This window comes from Vibrio sp. 10N.222.55.C7 (genome assembly GCF_041473335.1).
Lineage (GTDB): Bacteria > Pseudomonadota > Gammaproteobacteria > Enterobacterales > Vibrionaceae > Vibrio > Vibrio crassostreae_C.
Genome location: NZ_JBFRSC010000021.1, coordinates 56,891 through 75,552, shown reverse-complemented (window position 1 = coordinate 75,552; position 18,662 = coordinate 56,891). Strand labels below are relative to the sequence as shown.

At 44.1% G+C, this 18,662-nt stretch carries 12 protein-coding genes; 6 read left to right on the top strand and 6 right to left on the bottom strand.

What is annotated here, in order from left to right; genetic code table 11:
- Nucleotides 1–22 precede the first annotated feature (22 nt).
- Nucleotides 23–967, bottom strand: a complete 945-nt coding sequence (gene rluC / locus AB4482_RS07695) for a 23S rRNA pseudouridine(955/2504/2580) synthase RluC (protein ID WP_017054981.1) — start codon at nucleotides 965–967, stop codon at nucleotides 23–25.
- 618 nt (nucleotides 968–1,585) lie between these two features.
- Here rluC and rne point away from each other — a divergent pair.
- Entirely contained in the window at nucleotides 1,586–4,753 is a 3,168-nt protein-coding gene (gene rne / locus AB4482_RS07690; RefSeq protein ID WP_371724735.1) for a ribonuclease E, read from the top strand.
- Nucleotides 4,754–5,011: 258 nt separating this feature from the next.
- Nucleotides 5,012–6,559, top strand: a complete 1,548-nt coding sequence (locus AB4482_RS07685) for a SulP family inorganic anion transporter (protein ID WP_017062156.1) — start codon at nucleotides 5,012–5,014, stop codon at nucleotides 6,557–6,559.
- 114 nt (nucleotides 6,560–6,673) lie between these two features.
- On the opposite strand, the gene AB4482_RS07680 is transcribed toward AB4482_RS07685, so the two are convergent.
- Nucleotides 6,674–7,123: a low molecular weight protein-tyrosine-phosphatase gene (locus AB4482_RS07680; RefSeq protein WP_017067202.1), complete on the bottom strand. Its 450-nt coding sequence runs from the start codon at nucleotides 7,121–7,123 to the stop codon at nucleotides 6,674–6,676.
- A gap of 84 nt (nucleotides 7,124–7,207) precedes the next feature.
- Here AB4482_RS07680 and cobO point away from each other — a divergent pair, with 84 nt between their 5' ends.
- Nucleotides 7,208–7,813, top strand: a complete 606-nt coding sequence (gene cobO, locus AB4482_RS07675; RefSeq protein WP_017062158.1) for a cob(I)yrinic acid a,c-diamide adenosyltransferase — start codon at nucleotides 7,208–7,210, stop codon at nucleotides 7,811–7,813.
- A gap of 223 nt (nucleotides 7,814–8,036) precedes the next feature.
- Here cobO and AB4482_RS07670 read toward each other — a convergent pair whose 3' ends face one another.
- From AB4482_RS07670 to apbC, 3 genes are all read right to left on the bottom strand, one after another.
- Nucleotides 8,037–10,175 carry an AsmA family protein gene (locus AB4482_RS07670; RefSeq protein ID WP_102427874.1) on the bottom strand — a complete coding sequence of 713 codons (2,139 nt, stop codon included), beginning with the start codon at nucleotides 10,173–10,175 and terminating at the stop codon, nucleotides 8,037–8,039.
- Nucleotides 10,176–10,281: 106 nt separating this feature from the next.
- Nucleotides 10,282–10,923 (bottom strand): uridine kinase, encoded by a 642-nt coding sequence (udk, locus tag AB4482_RS07665; RefSeq protein ID WP_004734002.1) that lies wholly within the window; start codon nucleotides 10,921–10,923, stop codon nucleotides 10,282–10,284.
- Nucleotides 10,924–11,180: 257 nt separating this feature from the next.
- Nucleotides 11,181–12,257, bottom strand: a complete 1,077-nt coding sequence (gene apbC / locus AB4482_RS07660) for an iron-sulfur cluster carrier protein ApbC (protein ID WP_136978358.1) — start codon at nucleotides 12,255–12,257, stop codon at nucleotides 11,181–11,183.
- 157 nt (nucleotides 12,258–12,414) lie between these two features.
- Between apbC and metG the strand changes: the two genes are divergently transcribed.
- Nucleotides 12,415–14,475: a methionine--tRNA ligase gene (metG, locus tag AB4482_RS07655; protein ID WP_372180764.1), complete on the top strand. Its 2,061-nt coding sequence runs from the start codon at nucleotides 12,415–12,417 to the stop codon at nucleotides 14,473–14,475.
- A 221-nt stretch (nucleotides 14,476–14,696) separates the two neighbouring features.
- Nucleotides 14,697–15,176 (top strand): DUF1456 family protein, encoded by a 480-nt coding sequence (locus AB4482_RS07650; RefSeq protein ID WP_016783812.1) that lies wholly within the window; start codon nucleotides 14,697–14,699, stop codon nucleotides 15,174–15,176.
- A 194-nt stretch (nucleotides 15,177–15,370) separates the two neighbouring features.
- Here AB4482_RS07650 and fadR read toward each other — a convergent pair whose 3' ends face one another.
- Entirely contained in the window at nucleotides 15,371–16,210 is an 840-nt protein-coding gene (gene fadR / locus AB4482_RS07645; protein ID WP_017062161.1) for a fatty acid metabolism transcriptional regulator FadR, read from the bottom strand.
- 640 nt (nucleotides 16,211–16,850) lie between these two features.
- Here fadR and nhaB point away from each other — a divergent pair.
- A complete protein-coding gene (gene nhaB / locus AB4482_RS07640; protein WP_136973544.1) occupies nucleotides 16,851–18,443 on the top strand; it encodes a Na(+)/H(+) antiporter NhaB in 1,593 nt (530 codons plus the stop codon).
- The last annotated feature ends 219 nt before the right edge of the window (nucleotides 18,444–18,662 follow it).

Genomic DNA, 18,662 nt, shown 5'->3' with positions numbered 1-18,662 from the left:
GTATCTCGTATCTCGTATCTTCTTAAAGCTTACGTAAACCAGTTAGGGCTTTCTCTAGCCTTCTTTCCATTGGCGCCGAGATATCCATCTTCTCTTCACTACCTGGGTGTGTGAACTTGATGTTTGCTGCATGTAGGAACAGACGATCAAGACCAACCTTACCCGTGTAAGCATCAAAACGACGATCACCGTAGCGATCATCCCAAGCAATTGGGTGACCAGTATACTGAGCGTGCACACGAATTTGGTGTGTACGGCCTGTGATTGGGCTAGCTTGAATCAACGTCGCCTCTTGGAATTTTTCTAAAACCTTAAAACGGGTTTCAGAAGCTTTACCATTCGGGTTAACTCGAACAATGCTGTTCACTTCATTTTTCAACAAAGGTGCGTTGACGACTTTGCAGCTGTTCTTCCATTCGCCCATAACTAAAGCGAAGTAGTATTTTTGAACCGTTTTTTCACGGAACTGTGCTTGAAGGTGTCTTAGCGCCGAGCGCTTCTTAGCAACAAGCAAAATGCCAGACGTATCTCTATCGATACGGTGCACTAATTCAAGAAAACGAGCATCAGGGCGAAGAGCACGTAATGCTTCAATCGCGCCAAATTTTAATCCGCTACCACCATGAACAGCAGTGCCAGACGGTTTGTTAAGAATTAGCATGTGATCATCTTCATAAATGATGCACTGTTCTAATTCTGAAACCTTGTTGAGTTTCGTGCTCGGCACGTTCTCTTCTGTTTTCTCTTCAATAGTAACCGGAGGGATACGAACTAAATCGCCAGCTTTTAGTTTGTACTCAGCCTTGATGCGTTTTTTATTTACGCGGACTTCGCCTTTACGCACGATTCGGTAAATCATGCTTTTCGGGATGTTTTTTAATTGGTTGCGTAAGAAGTTATCAATACGCTGACCAGCCATATCTTCGTCAATGTCGACGAATTGGACTTGGGTTCTAATTTCGCTCATTGCGCTATTGTATCACTGTCACTTTTGATAATTGAGATTTTCTTAGCCCTATTCCGAACTTATTTATCCCTAATCCTTACCGATCTATCCCAAAATGGTCATTGAAGTTCTATATTTCTTTGATTCTTCGAACAAAAAAGCATCAAGATTCCTGCAAATTAAAATATCAATTGATAAATTATTTATAGACAGTGAGTTAGAGCTATCAAAACCCAAACAAAAACTGTTTTTTTTACAGCATTCCGACAAAGCAGATTGCTGTGTTTACCGACCGCTGCTATAGTTCACAGCTGCTATCAATGGTTTGACTATTATTTAAACAGCTAACCATTCATAAGCAAGTAAATGAGTAGATAACTCAGATTAGACAGTGCTGCAATCGGCGTAAGACACGGTCAACTGAGTTCCTTATCGCTCTACTCACGTACACTCATGTTGAGTATTCACCGCCACATCGCGGATCATAGGCTAACTCCCTATGATGACTGACGTGCCCCAGAGCATCCCTCTCCAGCCGGGAGGCTGCACCGATAAAGCCATGGGATCTGGCACCATGAGAAACGAAATAAAGCGATAAGAACAATGATGAAAATAAGAAAAGACAATGAGAATTTCTAAATGAAAAGAATGTTAATTAACGCAACTCAAAAAGAAGAGTTGCGTGTCGCTTTGGTTGATGGCCAACGACTGTTCGATCTAGATATCGAAAGTCCAGGTCACGAGTCAAAGAAAGCGAATATCTACAAAGGACGTATTACCCGTATTGAACCAAGCCTAGAAGCGGCATTCGTTGATTACGGCGCAGAACGTCACGGTTTCCTCCCTCTTAAAGAAATTGCCCGCGAATACTTCCCTGAAGGTTATACATACCAAGGCCGTCCTAGCATTAAAGAAGTGCTAAAAGAAGGCCAAGAAGTAATCGTACAAGTAGAGAAAGAAGAACGTGGTAGCAAAGGTGCTGCACTGACAACTTTCATCTCTTTGGCTGGTAGTTACTTAGTTCTTATGCCTAATAACCCTCGTGCTGGCGGTATTTCTCGTCGTATCGAAGGTGATGAACGCACTCAACTGAAAGCAGCATTAAGCACTCTTGAGCTTCCTCAAGGTATGGGCTTAATCGTGCGTACAGCGGGTGTTGGCAAAAGCGCAGAAGAGCTAGAGTGGGACCTGAATGTTCTATTGAACCATTGGGGCGCTATCAAGCAAGCTTCTGATTCAAATGCAGCTCCTTTCCTAATTCACCAAGAGAGTAACGTTATTGTTCGCGCAATTCGTGACTACCTACGTCGTGATATTGGCGAGATTCTAATCGACAGCAATACTATTTTTGAACGTGCACAAGCGCACATTCAATTAATACGCCCAGATTTCATGAATCGCGTTAAGAAATACGATGGTGAAGTGCCACTATTCAGCCATTACCAGATTGAAAGCCAGATCGAATCGGCTTTCCAACGTGAAGTTCGTCTTCCATCTGGTGGTTCTATCGTAATCGACCCAACAGAAGCACTGACTTCTATCGATATCAACTCTGCTCGTGCAACAAAGGGCGGCGATATTGAAGAAACAGCACTTAACACTAACCTAGAAGCTGCCGATGAAATTGCACGTCAATTACGTCTACGTGACCTAGGTGGTCTTGTTGTAATCGACTTTATCGATATGACCCCGGTTCGCCACCAACGCGAAGTAGAAAGCCGTCTACGTGATGCCGTTCGTTTAGATCGCGCACGTGTTCAGATTGGTCGTATTTCTCGCTTTGGTCTTCTAGAGATGTCTCGTCAACGTTTGAGCCCATCACTAGCAGAAGCAAGCCACCACATTTGTCCTCGTTGTACAGGTACTGGTGTTGTTCGTGATAACGAATCTCTAGCACTTTCTGTTCTACGTTTGATTGAAGAAGAAGCTCTAAAAGACAACACAGCACAAGTACTTGCTGTTGTGCCTGTTCCAATCGCTTCTTACCTTCTGAACGAAAAACGTCGCTCAGTAAACCACATCGAGAAGAACCAAGAAGTTAAGATCACTGTTGTTCCTAACTCAGACATGGAAACGCCGCATTTTGAGGTTATCCGTGTTCGTGAAGGTGAAGAGTTCGATCTACTATCTTACTTGCTGCCTAACAAGCTAGAAGCTCTAAAAGAAGCGGAAAGCAAAGAGCCTGCTGAACAGACTATTCGTCCTAAGAAGATCGAAGAACCTGCTCTGAAAGGCTTCGCAGCTCCTGCTCAATCAGCACCAACTCCTGCTCCAGCACCTAAAGCTGTAGAAGAGAAGAAAGCTGAACCAGCAGCGACTCAAGAACCAGGCCTAATTGGTCGTTTCTTCAAAGCTATCGGTAGCTTCTTATTTGGCTCTTCAACTCAAGAAGAGAAAAAAGAAGAAGAGAAGAAAGAAGAAGAAAAACCTAAAAACAATCGTAACAACGGCAACCGTCAACGCCGTGATCGTAACGATAACCGTCGTCGTAACCAACGTGGTGAGCGTGGCGAACAGCGTAACGACCGTGGTGAACGTGGTGACAATCGTAACGAAAACCGTGACAACAAACGCCGCCGTAAGCCAGCTCGTGATGAGAAGCCTGAAGAGCAAAAAGAAGCAGCTCCACAGCAAACTCGTCAGCCTCGCAAGCCTAAGCAAGACCGTCGCAACAAGCCACGTGATGAGCAGAAGCAACGCGAAGAGCAAGCACCATCTAAATTAGCAGAAGAAGGTCTACAGCTAGCAGCAGAAGCACAAGCTGGTAAACCGGAAGCGCCTAAGGCTAAACCTGAAGCGAAAGCAGCTAAGATTAAAGAGCGTCGTCAGCGTCGTAAACTGAACAAGCAAGTTCGTGTTAAAGACCAACAAGCTCAAGCTGAAGATAACGCTTCAAAAGAGCAGGTTGCTGCTAAAGAACTATCTGTTTCAAAAGAACAGTCAGTAGCTCAAGAGCAAAAAGTTGCGGAACAAGTAGAAGCAACTCAAGCGAATGCAGAGCAAACTGAACAGGAAGAGCCGAAACAACGTCGTAACCGTCGTTCTCCACGTCACCTACGTGCAAGTGGTCAACGTCGTCGTCGCGGTCGTGATCGTCGCCCTAACCCATTCCGCCTACGTAAAGGTGGTGTAGCTTCTCCAGAGATGGCTATGGGTAAAGTGATGCCTCGCTTCATTCCAAAACCTCACCACAAGCAGGCAAAGCCTGAAGTGGCTGAAGTTCAAGTAGCAGCTGAAGCTCAAACATCTGTTCAAGAGCAGAATGTTGCTCTAGAGACGGCGCCACAAAGCAACGTAGCAATGACTGGCGGCTTCGCATGTCCAGAGCTTGCAATGGGTAAAGTTATCATCCGTCGTGAAGATGCTGCTGTTGAAGCTCAAGTAGCTGAGACTCCTGCTGTAGTTGAAGCTCCTGCAGTCGTTGAAGAAGCACCAGTGGTTGTTGAAACCGCGAAAGTTGAAGCTCCAGTGATTGCAGAAGCGACGAAAGTTGAAGCGCCTGTTGTAGCAGAAGCTGTGCAAGCAGAAGCAACACCAGTTGTTGAAGCTGAAGCGCCTAAAGCTGAAAGTGCAAAAGTTGAAGAAGCACCTGTTGTTAAAGCAGAAGCTCCTAAAGCGGCACCAAAGGCAGCTGTTGCTAAGAAGCAAGCCGGTTCACCAATGACTAAAGCTCCTGGTCCTCAAGAGATCAAAGAGATTGAAGTGATTGCAGCTCCGTTCCGCACTGAACGTTTTGTATCGAAAGGTGCAGGCAGTCAGGCAGCGTCGAACAAAGCTGGCGCGGCGATGACTAAGCCAAACTACTAGTGATTACTGATAGGTAATCGCGAGTAAATAGAATCAAAGGCTGCTTATTAAAGCAGCCTTTTTCATATCTACTAATCGAATAAAAATTAACAGATATATTACTCAAAGTTAGGTTCAACCTTGAACTTAATCACATTTTTGGGTAGCATTCGCGCACTTATCTTTTCGACACTTCGCTATTGCCGCTCTTTTCCATCACTGTTTGGCTACGCAATACACCCGTGTCGGTAAATCCATCTTAAGCATAGCTGAGCAAACATGTTCGAATTCCCACAATTTTCAAAGCACTCTGTAAAGAATGACGTGCTTTCAGGTCTTACAGTAGCCCTGGCTCTGGTACCTGAAGCTGTAGCATTCGCCTTTGTTGCTGGCGTTGACCCAATGGTTGGTCTTTATGCAGCATTCATCGTAGGTTTAATCACTTCTGTCTTTGGCGGCCGTCCAGGTATGATTTCTGGCGCAACCGGCGCAATGGCCGTTGTAATGGTGAGCCTAGTGGCAACCCATGGTGTTCAATACCTATTCGCAGCCGTTATGCTGGCTGGCCTTCTGCAAATTGCAGCAGGTGTATTTAAACTAGGTAAATTTATCCGTATCGTTCCACACCCAGTAATGATTGGTTTCGTGAACGGTTTGGCCATTGTTATCTTCCTAGCTCAACTTGGTCAATTTAAAGCGCCAGACGTAACAGGTGCGTTGACTTGGTTACCAAGCGGTCAAATGACACTAATGCTAGGTCTAGTAGCCCTTACAATGGCTATCATCCACTTCCTACCTAAGCTAACAACAGCAGTACCATCTTCATTAGTTGCTATTGTTACAGTAACGGCTTTGGTTGTGGGTCTTGACCTTGAAACTCGCACTGTTGTCGACTTCCTACGTACAATGTCTGGTGACGAAGCTGCTACGCTAGCGGGCTCTCTTCCAACATTCTCAATTCCTGCTGTTCCGTTTTCTTTAGATACACTACAGATCATCCTGCCTTACGCAATTATCCTTGCGGCTATCGGCCTGATTGAATCTCTGCTGACACTGACAGTACTAGACGAAATGACAAACACTCGTGGTCAATCTAACCGTGAATGTGTTGGTCAAGGTATGGCTAACGTAACGTGTTCTGTATTCGGTGCGATGGGTGGTTGTGCGATGATCGGTCAATCGATGATCAACGTAAACTCAGGTGGTCGTGGTCGTCTTTCAGGTATCGTCGCCGCAGTTGCACTACTGATGTTCATCCTGTTCGGTTCTGCACTGATTGAAATGATTCCTCTAGCAGCACTTGTGGGCGTAATGTTCATGGTTGTTATCGGCACATTTGAATGGGCAACCTTCAAGCTTGCGCGTCGCGTTCCTAAACAAGACTTCTTCGTTATCGTTCTTGTTACCGTAGTAACAGTACTGACTGATCTTGCTGTGGCAGTAGGTGTTGGTGTTGTCGCTTCTGCGCTAATGTTTGCTTGGCAACATGCTAAACACATCTACGCAGATACATCAGTAAACGCTGAAGGCTCAAAAGAGTACAAAGTTAACGGCCCAATCTTCTTTGGTTCAACGGCTAACTTCCTAGAGTTGTTTGACGCATACAACGATCCACAAGATGTAATCGTTGATTTCGCAAACTCACGCGTGACTGACCACTCTGCAATTGAAGCGATCGACACGATTGCTGACCGTTACGCGGCGCTAGGTAAAACACTTCACCTTCGCCACCTAAGCCAAGACTGTGTTGCTATGCTGCACAAAGCAGGTAGCTTAGTTGAAGCGAACGTTGCAGAAGACCCAATCTACAAAGTAATGTCTAAGTAATCTTAGCTGTAGCTTTAAGTTAGATTTAGAGAGGCCGACATTCAATGTCGGCCTTTTTTATACCTATCGGTCAGCCCTTACGCTGATAACAAAACGACGTACATTGTTCCTACACTACATCGAACGCAGTATCGCTTCGCTAGACTCTTCGATTAAATCCAACACCAATTCAAAACCATTTCCCTCACCATAATACGGATCGGGGATCTCTTGATATTGTGACTCTCCAAAGCTCAAAAATAATGCGAGCTTGTATTGGAGGTGAACTGGGCATTGGCTCATTAAGTCGTCTAAATTCGCCCTATCGGCCGCGAGTATCAGGTCAAATTCTTCGAAGTCATTATCTACCACTTTACGAGAAGTAATCCCCTTAAAGCTGTAGCCTCGCTTCTCTCCTGCAGATTTGGATCGCGAGTCTGGCGGGTTGCCTTGATGAAAACCAATCGTCCCCGCAGAGTCGACCACAACATCAATATCCAGCTGTTGCGCTTTCTTCCTTAGCACCGCTTCACCTGTTGGCGAGCGGCAAATATTCCCCATACAAACTACGAGTATCTTTTTCATCCCTAATCACCTGTTCTTCCGATGGTTTTTGCTATCGTTAAGTTAGGCTATGATAGACGCAATCACAACTTAAAAGGATTTGTTATGTCGACTGAAGACAACAAAGAACAACGCCACAAAGCAAGACAACAGAAAGTAAAAGAACAAGTCGATGCACGTGTCGCTGCAGCACAAGAAGTAAAAGGCCTATTGCTGGTCATCACGGGTAACGGTAAAGGTAAATCAACATCCGGTTTTGGTACGATTACACGTGCAGTTGGTCATGGTAAGAAATGCGCCGTTGCTCAGTTTGTTAAAGGTACCTGGGATAACGGCGAAAAAAACGTTCTGCAAAAGCTTGATGTCGAGTTCCAAGTCATGGGCACAGGCTTTACTTGGGAAACTCAGAACAAAGCGCAAGATATTGAAGCTGCGCAGCGTGTATGGAAAGAGTGCCAACGCATGCTGGCTGATGAGTCGATCGATGTGATTCTGTTTGATGAACTGACTTACATGGTTAGCTACGGTTACATCGAACTCGATGAAGTGGTTGAGGCGTTGAATAACCGCCCGAAGATGCAGTCTGTCATCATTACAGGTCGTGGCGCGCACCGTACTCTTACTGAGATAGCAGATACAGTATCTGAAGTTCGCAATGTGAAACACGCTTTTGAATCTGGTGTTAAAGCGCTACAAGGCGTTGACTGGTAATCACCTTCAACCAGAGGTCCCCGACTCGGTCATTCTTCCCTCTCGAGGATGACGACCACTAGGCCGTTACGCTCTTGAACAAAGGACGACGGCCTATCGTCATTCCCTAGAGCGAGGGACGAGTGTCATAGGGAATCTCTCTTGAGTATTATCGAGCCAAAAATAAAAAGCGCCATTCCTACAACAGGAGTGGCGCTTTGTTCATTTTTAAATGAGATGAAGACTAGTTAAACAAACCTTTTAGTAGACCGTTTACTGCGTCTCTTGTTTTCTCATCTTTGATCTTGTCACCGTACTTTTCGTCTAACTTTTCTAAACCACGATCAATTTCTTTCTGTGCTTTCTGTTTCAATACATCATCAAAAACAAGTGCAAATTTCGGGGCTGCCCACTGACCTGTTACCTTAATTGGGATAGTCACATCTTTCAGGTCGTCGATGCTCTTACCGCCCTGACCTTCAAGTGAACCCACAATTGATGTACGCACAAGGAAGTCGACCGTTTCATTGATGAAGTTTGCTTTACCTTGACCTGTCACACGTAACAGTGGCGACTGTGCTGATAAGTCGTTAGTTGAAACCCAACCTTTATCCACTTTCAGCGTCGCTTTCATTGCACTGAAGTCCGTTTTTTGAGCTTCATTTGTGCTTTCAACTTTCTCGCCCTTGATCTTAGCGTAGTTTTCTCGAATCAGTTGAGCTACGTTGATGCCGTTAACTGCACCATCTTCAAAGTTAATCGCGATAGTACCGACTAGGTTTTTCTTGATACCCGTCGGAGTTAGACTCTTACCTTTCACGTTGACATCAATATTACCGGTACCTTCCAGCATATCGTTATCTGCAACATCAACCAGTAACGGTTGTACTTTCACGCCTTTGATTTTCTTCTTAGCCGTGTAAGTCGCTGGTGTTTTACGAGCGTCTAACTTTGCAGTAGCAGAAATAGAACCTTGGTAAAGATTCGAGGTGAATGAGGTTAGCTCTGCGATACCACGGTTAACCGAAAATGCGGTTTTAACATTCTGCATCTTCGCGTTGTTCGCCTTGAACTTATCAATCGTGATGTCACCTTTCACGTCTAACGTTTTCAGAGCCGACAGATCAGGTTCCACTTCTTTAGCTGGATCTGAACTACCAGAACTTGACGTTGAACCACCAGCAGAACCAGAAGGCGCTGTGCTCGCTGTTTCTGTTGTATTGCCTAAGCCTAAGAATTCATCTAAATCAATATTCGGGCTATGAAGAGAGAAACGAACCTTTGGTATTTCAGATAGGATTACGTCTGCTTTACCGTCTAATGCAATAGCGTTAGCTTGTAGCTTCTCTAACACAAAGCTCAGGTGGCTCTTGTTAAGATCGAAGCTTAAGTCAGACAGCATGTCGACTTTCATTGGAGACTGAGGAAGCGTGTCGCCTTTGAATGTTGAGTCTAACGTTAACTTGTTCAGCGTTACTTTTGAAATCGCGCTATCAACAGTAAGTTCACCGCCACCTTTAAGATCAAGGTCAAGGCCAGCTGCATTACCGATTACAGCGTAAGTCAGTTGGTTTACCTTATCGAACTCAAACGTATTCAAGCCAATTTTTGCTGACTCAATCGACGTCGCTGGATCATTGAACTTAGCGTTTAAGTCGATATTACGAAGTGCGTAACTTGCAAAGCCTTCAGCTAATTTGAATTCTGCACTGCCTTGTGCAGAGAACTTCTGTTGATTGTTCTCACCAGAAGCCGCAAATGTCGCGGTTGTCCATGTATCAACGGCAAACTCAGAAAGATTCAAAGACACATCGTATAGCTTAGTGAATGAACCCGCTTGCTTGTCGTCCATTTCAAACAATGCGTTTGATACAGTTACGCCTGCAAGGTTGATCGTCCAACCCGATGCGTCTGTGGTAGTTTGCTCTTGAGGGGCAGGCGCTGATTCAGAACTTGTGCCTGCTGCAGGCTCAGATTCTTGAGGCGCTGACGCTTGCGTTAGTGCATCAATGTTCTTGCGACCATCTTTAAGCGTTTCTAAATAGAATTCTGCACCATCTAGAGTAATGTTGCCGATCTCTAGTTGGTTGCTAAATAGCGGAGTAACCGAAACGTCAACGCCAACGGTATCAACCTTAAATAGGTTAGGTTGCGTAAAACCTTCAGGGTTGCGTAATTCAGTTTGACCAAGTTCAAAGCCAATGGATGGGAAGAATTGCCAGCTGATATCACCCTCGATCACTAGCTCTAGGCCTGTGTGTTTTTGGGCTTGTTCGACAATTAATGGCTTAAATTGGTTGGGATTCACTAACAGCACTAGTGCCAGAATTGCTGCAACGACAACAAACACTGGTACAGCTATGAAAATGAGTAGTTTCTTCATCCGCATATTCCTTGCTTAGATTCCAAAAGAAAGTGGCACTATAAAAGTGCCACTGATTCGGTAAAAAATAAAGCTAAGTGAGTCACTTAGGCAAAATTTTATTCGATTAAGACTTCAACAACTTCGCAATGTGCGCTTTTAGCACATCAATCGCAATACGGTTTTTACCACCACGAGGAACGATGATGTCTGCATGTTGTTTTGAAGGCTCGATAAACTGCATGAACATTGGACGTACTGTTTCTTGGTATTGCTTAAGTACAGTGTCCATTGTACGACCACGCTCTTCTACATCACGCTTAACACGGCGTAATAGACAGATGTCTAATGGTGTATCCATAAACACACTTGCGTGCATTAGTTTACGAAGACGCGGGTCTGTTAGAAGCAGAATACCCTCTAAAATGATCACTTTCTTTGGAGTAAGTGTAGTCGTTTCAGAAGTACGTGTGTGCTCTGTGTAGCTGTATTCAGGAACTTCTACGGCGTTGCCACTCATTAGCTGCTGTAGATGTTCACATAAAAGATCATGATCTAGTGCATTTGGGTGATCGTAGTTAGTTTTAACACGCTCTTCCATACTCAAGTGGCTTTGGTCGCTGTAATAGCAATCTTCCGTGATAACACCAATTTGATGGTCGCCTACTTTTTCGCGCAATTCATTATAAATTGTACTAGCAATCAGACTTTTTCCTGAAGCTGAAGCGCCAGCGATACCTACGATGACACATTGATTATTATCAGACATTAATTTTGCACCCGATATGGTTTGGTGGTGGGAAGAGATAAACCGCCTGATTATAGGGGCTAAAGCACATAGATTCTAGTCGCCATTTTAGCTAATTGCAGTCAAATTGATGATATCAATGCATTTAATGAATGCAATCGTTTGCTTTCAAATAACTTGCCTACAACTATTTGCACAACCCCAATGGCTATCAGCCTAAATCCAACCGCTATTTATCTAATCCAACATGATTAACACAACTTTTTGATTATCTTTCGCTATTCAACCAAAGAAAAGTTAATCGCTTCTGGTCTCGCCTTGCCGGTCCAGAACATCTTCGCAGCCACATTCTCTGCAAGCTCTAAGTAGTGACGTGTATGTTCACTATCTGGACGACGAATCACCGTCGGGCAACCTGCATCGATATCTTCTCGCACATCAATATGAAGAGGGATCTGTGCCAAAATATCGAGGTAAAACTCTTCTGACATAGCTTCGGCACCACCAACACCAAAGATATGCTCTTTCTCACCACAGTGACTACAAATATGATAGCTCATGTTTTCAACTAAGCCTGCGACTGGCACACTCACCTTATCAAACATCGCTACGCCTTTACGTGCATCCGCTAGCGCCAAATCTTGAGGAGTGGTCACCACTACAGCCCCGGTCACTGGGATCTGTTGCGATAACGTCAGCTGAATATCGCCCGTGCCCGGTGGCATATCAATAACTAGATAATCCAACTCTGGCCATACGGTTTCGTTAACAAGCTGACCTAAAGCCTTGGCCGCCATTGGACCGCGCCAAATCGCAGCGTCATCTTTCGACACAAGATAACCGATAGAGTGAGTGAAAATACCGTGCGCTTCGATTGGCATCATCCACTTGTTATTCTGGACTTCTGGTTTCGCATCTAATTGGCCAAGCATCATAGGTACAGAAGGACCATAGATATCCGCATCCAACAAACCCACTTTTGAACCAGACTTAGATAAAGCCAAAGCAAGGTTGACTGAAGTGGTCGATTTACCCACCCCACCCTTTGCAGATGTCACGGCGATGATGTTCTTCACCCCCTTCAATGGTGTCGCAACCGTGGTTTCTAACGCAGACGGCTTCACCTTCACTTCAAACTGAAAAGCGCTAACAAGCTGTTGTTCAATCTGAGAGTGAATCCACTGTTCCAATTCAACCGCAAGCTGATTAGCGGCAAAAGGTAAGGTGATAACAAATGATCCACGCGGATCAACCGATACAATATTTTGGTGTAGCGCCCACTCTGGGATGAGGATTGGTGACTCGAACTCATTCAACCATGAACAGAAATCTTGCTTAGAAGTAAAGTTACGCATTGGGACTCCTTTTTTTATTTATGCTATCACCCACGAGATGAAGACTGAACCCCTAAAAAACTAGGGGAATCCTTAGTCTGATACCTTGGCGTATCACACGTTATAAAGTAGTATTACCTCTCAAATTTATACCTATCAAAAAAGCGAATTATTAAGTATGGCAACTGATCCAAGACAACTTTTGGTAACTTGTGCGCTTCCGTACGCTAACGGCTCTATTCACCTTGGCCATATGCTTGAGCATATCCAAGCTGATATCTGGGTTCGATACCAGCGTCTACGTGGCAACACTGTAAACTTCATCTGTGCTGACGATGCTCACGGCACGCCAATTATGCTTAAAGCTCAACAGATGGGTATCACGCCAGAAGAGATGATCGCTGCTGTTAGTGAAGAGCACCAAAAAGACTTCGCTGGCTTTGATATCAGCTTTGATAACTACCACAGCACACACAGCGAAGAGAACCGTGAACTAGCTTCTCACATCTACTTAGAACTTAAAAAGAACGGCTTCATTTCTAGCCGCACTATTTCTCAGCTTTTCGATCCTGAGAAAAAGATGTTCCTACCAGACCGCTTCGTAAAAGGTACTTGCCCTAAGTGTAAGTCAGAAGACCAGTATGGTGATAACTGTGATAACTGTGGTGAGACATACAGCCCAACTGAGCTAATTAACCCTAAATCAGCGGTTTCTGGCGCAACTCCAGTAATGAAAGACTCTGAGCACTTCTTCTTCGACCTACCTCAGTTCGAAAGCATGCTTAAAGAGTGGACTCGTTCTGGCTCTCTACAGAATGAAACTGCAAACAAAATGCAGGAATGGTTTGAGTCTGGTCTGCAACAGTGGGATATCTCACGTGATGCACCTTACTTCGGCTTTGAAATCCCAGGCGAAAAAGACAAGTTCTTCTACGTATGGCTAGACGCACCTGTTGGCTACATGGCTTCTTTCAAGAACCTATGTGACAAACGTGACGATCTAAACTTCGATGAATACTGGAAGAAAGACAGCACAACTGAGCTTTACCACTTCATCGGTAAAGACATTGTTTACTTCCACAGCCTATTCTGGCCAGCAATGCTAGACGGCGCAGGTTTCCGTAAGCCAAACAACGTATTCGTACACGGCTACGTAACAGTGAACGGTGCGAAGATGTCTAAGTCGAAAGGCACATTCATCAAAGCAAGCACGTACCTAAACCACCTAGACCCTGAGTGTCTACGTTACTACTACGCTGCGAAACTAAACAGCCGCATCGATGACTTAGATCTTAACCTTGAAGACTTCACTCAACGTGTAAACGCTGACGTAGTAAACAAGATTGTTAACCTAGCTTCTCGTAACGCTGGCTTCATTACTAAGCGTTTTGAAGGCAAGCTAGCTGCTGAATTTGCAGAGCCTGAGCTATACAACGAATTCGTTGCTGCTGCTGAGCGTATCGGTGAGCTATACGAAACTCGTGAATTCAGCCGTGCTATCCGTGAAATCACTGCACTAGCGGATAAAGCTAACCAGTACATCGACGAAAAAGCACCTTGGGTTCTTGCAAAAGAAGAAGGCAAAGAAGCTGAGCTTCAACAAGTTTCTTCTGTAGGTATTAACCTATTCCGCGTACTGATGGCTTACCTGAAACCAGTGATGCCAGAGCTTGCAGCTCGCACTGAAGCTTTCCTAAACGAAGAGCTAACGTGGGAAGCGATTGCTACTCCGCTAACTGATCACGAGATCACTAAGTTCAAAGCGCTATTCAACCGCATTGACCCTAAGAAAGTGGAAGCAATGGTTGAGTCTTCTAAAGAAGATGCAGCCGCTGAAGCAGCAGCGAAAGAAAAAGCAGAAGCTGAAAAAGAGCAAGCAAGCCAAACTGAGCTAGACAAAGAGCCAATCGCAGACGAGATTGAGTTCGATGCCTTTGCAGCAGTAGACATGCGTATCGCTCGTATCATCTCTTGTGAAGAAGTACCAAAAGCGAACAAACTACTGAAGTTCCAACTAGACATCGGTGGTGAGACTCGCCAAGTATTCTCTGGTATCAAATCAGCATACAAACCTGAAGAGCTAGAAGGCAAGCTAACTGTAATGGTAGCAAACCTAAAACCTCGTAAGATGAAGTTTGGTATGTCTGAAGGCATGATCCTAGCAGCGGGCCCTGGCGGCAGCGACCTATGGATCCTTGAGCCACACGAAGGTGCTCAACCTGGTATGCGTGTAATGTAATTCTGACTCCAGTCAGATAACAAGCACCCATCACTAAATCCCTAATGCATTTTTGACTTGAAAGAGTTAATCAGCATTGGGGATTTTTTATATCTACCGAAAATTAGCGTTCTCTGTTAGAGTCGCCGTCAACTATGCTATGTAGAGTAGAAATTGGTTCGTCGACAAAAATAGGCTAAACCAACACCTCTTTACTCTAAAACCCTTTTTAGGAATCCCCAGTGACTAACAACGAAATCTTGCGTCGTATTCAACACGCACTAAACCTTAAAAATGCACAAATCATCAAAGCTATCGAACAAGCTGATGTGACTGTTGCTCATGACCAAGTGATTAACTGGCTAAAAGATGACAACGACAAGTCATGCTCTAAGATGAAAGATAAAGAGTTAGCGGTATTCCTAAATGGTTTCATCAACCTTAAGCGTGGCAAAAAAGAAGGCGAGCAACCTAAACCTGAAGTTGCACTGACGAACAACATGATCTTCATGAAGCTTCGTATCGCATTGAACATGAAAGCAGAAGATGTTTTGGACGTACTAGAAGTGGTTGGCATTAGCTTGAGCAAGTACGAAATCGGCGCTTACTTCCGCAAGCCAGAAAACAAAAACTACAAAGTGTGTGAAGACCAACTACTTTGCGATTTTCTAAACGGTGTGCAATTTACCAACCGTCCAGACTCAGAAGAGTTTACGGGTTAAGTTACTACTCCTAGATAAATTTTAAGTTGCTACACATAGATAAATTACTCGTCATAGGTAAGTAACTGACCCACTGATAATTTTCTAGTAACGACAGATAAATAAAAAGCGGCGAGATAATTGAATTATCTCGCCGCTTTTTCGTTTTCTTTACGTCACTGACTAAACAGGAACAACAATAGTAAACCTATGGCTTAGCTGTCGTCTTCAGTGAAGTTCGTCGGCAATGTCGTTTTCATTTCATTCCAAACTTGTGCACTTGCGATACCGTAGTTACGAATCACTAATGGCAAAGTTTCGCGCTCGCCACTTTCACAGATAATGAACAACTCTTTATAAAAGTCCATCGCTAAACGTCGTGCTTCTGGGTTAGAGAAGTAGTAGCTACCGATACGGTCATAAAGTTTACGCACACCGTTAAAGATCAGGCCGTAAATCTGGTTGCCTGAGTGGAATGCCAAACGTTGGAAAAGCATGTAATCATAGAAGTTGAAAGTCTTCGCGATTAAGATCGTCTGACGTTTCGCTTCATCTTTTTCTGAATCTTCTTTTACCGCTTGTTTGATCTTGTCAGCGTATGGCGACGATTCTAGGAACTCATCCCAAGTTGGTGCCGCAAGTAGCGCTTCACAAGATTCAATCACGTTACTGATAGTACGCTCTGAAGCTTCTTTGTTTGCTTTGAATGCATAACGCATAAAGATCGGGCTGATATTAGTACGAGCAGCAAGCAGGTCTTCTACCATTTTGCTTGCGTTATCAACGTCCAACGTCATTAGCGTATCAAGGATATGAAGACCTGAGGTTTCCATAAACTGGTTAACTTTAGTTGGTTTGCCATGTTGGATTGTCAACCAACCATCACGAGCAAGACGTTGTAGTACTTCACGAAGCGTAGTACGTGTAACACCAATCAGCTCAGAAAGCTCACGCTCTGCGGGCAAGATAGAACCTGGAGGGAAACGGCCATTCCAAATACTTTCAATGATATACTTCTCTGCAAATCCTGCCGGGCTCTTCGCCTTAATGACCATCTACACTTCAATCCAATTTAATTATTCTGTTCTAATTTACTCATCATACCACTAGTTCACACCTAGCGGAAACACCCTCAAAAATTTTACTCACCCTAAACACCGTTAGAGTTATAACTCTAAAGTTCAGCACACGTTTGCACCTCAGGTTTGTAAAGCAAGCGACTCTAAACCACCATTTAAACAAACCGTTAACACAACAATTTTTCTTTAAAATCAATGGGATTGGTCATATTTTTAAAGCTATTAATTTGCAATATTAAGTTGTAATAATCATATATAAGCCGTCGTTATTCTGTAATTTTCAATCATTTCGCTGAAATATTGATTCTAGTCGGTTTTTATCACATTTTAAGTGGTATGCTTGCGCTACTTTGATCGCGTTTCTCAACAAAAAAGAGGTATTTTTAGGGCTACAGGGCTTTTCCTGTTGACTAAATGTTATCTAAGAGTAAAGTTGCGCTCAAAAATAAGCAGTGCTTGAGTTTCTAAGGGAGTGACTTGGCAAGACCACAGAACATTACATGGAATGTAGTTTTTCTAAGTCACTGTTAGTTATAGTTTTTAACAATTTCTATAGCTCGATTCTCAAAATGTTGTATTGCTTGTCTATTCATAATCAACATAAAAGAGTATTAACATGCCGATGTCTCTCGGAAACGCTTTTATCAAGAACTTCCTTGGTAAAGCTCCTGATTGGTATAAACTTGCCATCATTTCCTTTTTAATCATCAACCCGTTTGTTTTCTTCCTAGTTGACCCATTTGTTGCGGGCTGGCTATTGGTGGTTGAGTTTATTTTCACTCTAGCTATGGCTCTCAAATGCTACCCACTTCAACCGGGTGGTCTATTAGCTATTCAAGCAGTCGCCATTGGCATGACCAAACCAGAAATGGTTTATCACGAGCTGCAAGCAAACCTTCCTGTATTACTCTTGCTCGTATTCATGGTTGCTGGCATTTACTTCATGAAAGAACTGCTTTTGTTCATTTTCACGAAGATCTTGCTTGGCATCCAATCTAAAATTTTACTCTCCGTTGCCTTCTGTGTTGCTGCCGCTTTCTTATCAGCATTCCTAGATGCACTAACAGTAATCGCCGTAGTTATTAGCGTTGCGGTCGGCTTCTACTCTATCTACCACAAGGTTGCATCAGGCAAGGGCACAACGTCTTCGCACGATCATACTCATGATGAAGAGATCTCAGAGCTAACTCGTGATGACCTAGAAAACTACCGTGCTTTCCTACGTTCACTGCTAATGCACGCTGGTGTGGGTACAGCACTGGGTGGTGTAATGACCATGGTAGGAGAACCACAAAACTTGGTAATTGCTAAGCAAGCAGGTTGGGAGTTCGGTGAATTTATCATCCGTATGCTGCCAGTAACACTACCTGTTTTCTTCTGCGGTATTTTAACTTGTGCACTTGTCGAGAAATTCAAAGTGTTTGGTTACGGTGCTCAACTACCAATGAATGTTCGCCAAATCTTAGTTGAGTTTGACAACAAAGAACGTGCAAACCGCACAAAGCAAGACGTAGCAAAACTATGGGTTCAAAGTGCAATCGCAGTTTGGCTTATCGTCGGCCTTGCACTTCACGTTGCTGAAGTAGGTTTGATTGGCCTGTCTGTGATCATCTTAGCTACAGCATTTACGGGTGTTATTGAAGAACACTCTATGGGTAAAGCCTTTGAAGAAGCGCTGCCATTTACTGCACTTCTTGCCGTTTTCTTCGCTGTTGTTGCTGTGATCATCGACCAAGCTCTATTTAAGCCAGTCATCGATGCAGTACTTCACGTTGAAGATAAAGGCGCACAGCTCGCACTCTTCTATATTGCCAACGGTATTTTATCGATGGTTTCAGATAACGTGTTCGTCGGTACGGTTTACATTAACGAAGTGAAAACTGCACTGGTTGAAGGCATCATCACTCGTGATCAGTTCGACCTACTTGCTGTTGCTATCAACACTGGTACTAACCTACCTTCTGTTGCAACGCCAAACGGCCAGGCTGCATTCCTATTCCTATTAACATCAGCACTTGCTCCGTTAATTAGATTGTCTTACGGTCGCATGGTTATCATGGCGTTGCCATACACCATCGTATTGGCACTGGTTGGCCTAGCAGGCATTGTGTTCTTCGTAGAGCCAATGACAGCATGGTTCTATGATGCAGGTTGGATCATTCAACGCACTGGTGAAGTCGTTGCTCCAGTTATCTCTGGTGGTCATTAAGCTAAACATTGTGTCGCAAACCACAATAAGTGTGTCGAGGGCGTGTTGACCTTTCGAGCTGATTTTTGCAGCGAGTTGCTGGGTATTTATACAAGGCAGAGGCTTTGATGTGTAGCTAGCCTACATGAGAAGCCGATAACGTAGTAGAAATGACCAGCAAACACTGCCCGAAGGGTTCGAGCTGGGCGCCCCCGCAAAAAGCGTTTTACTCTTTGTTGA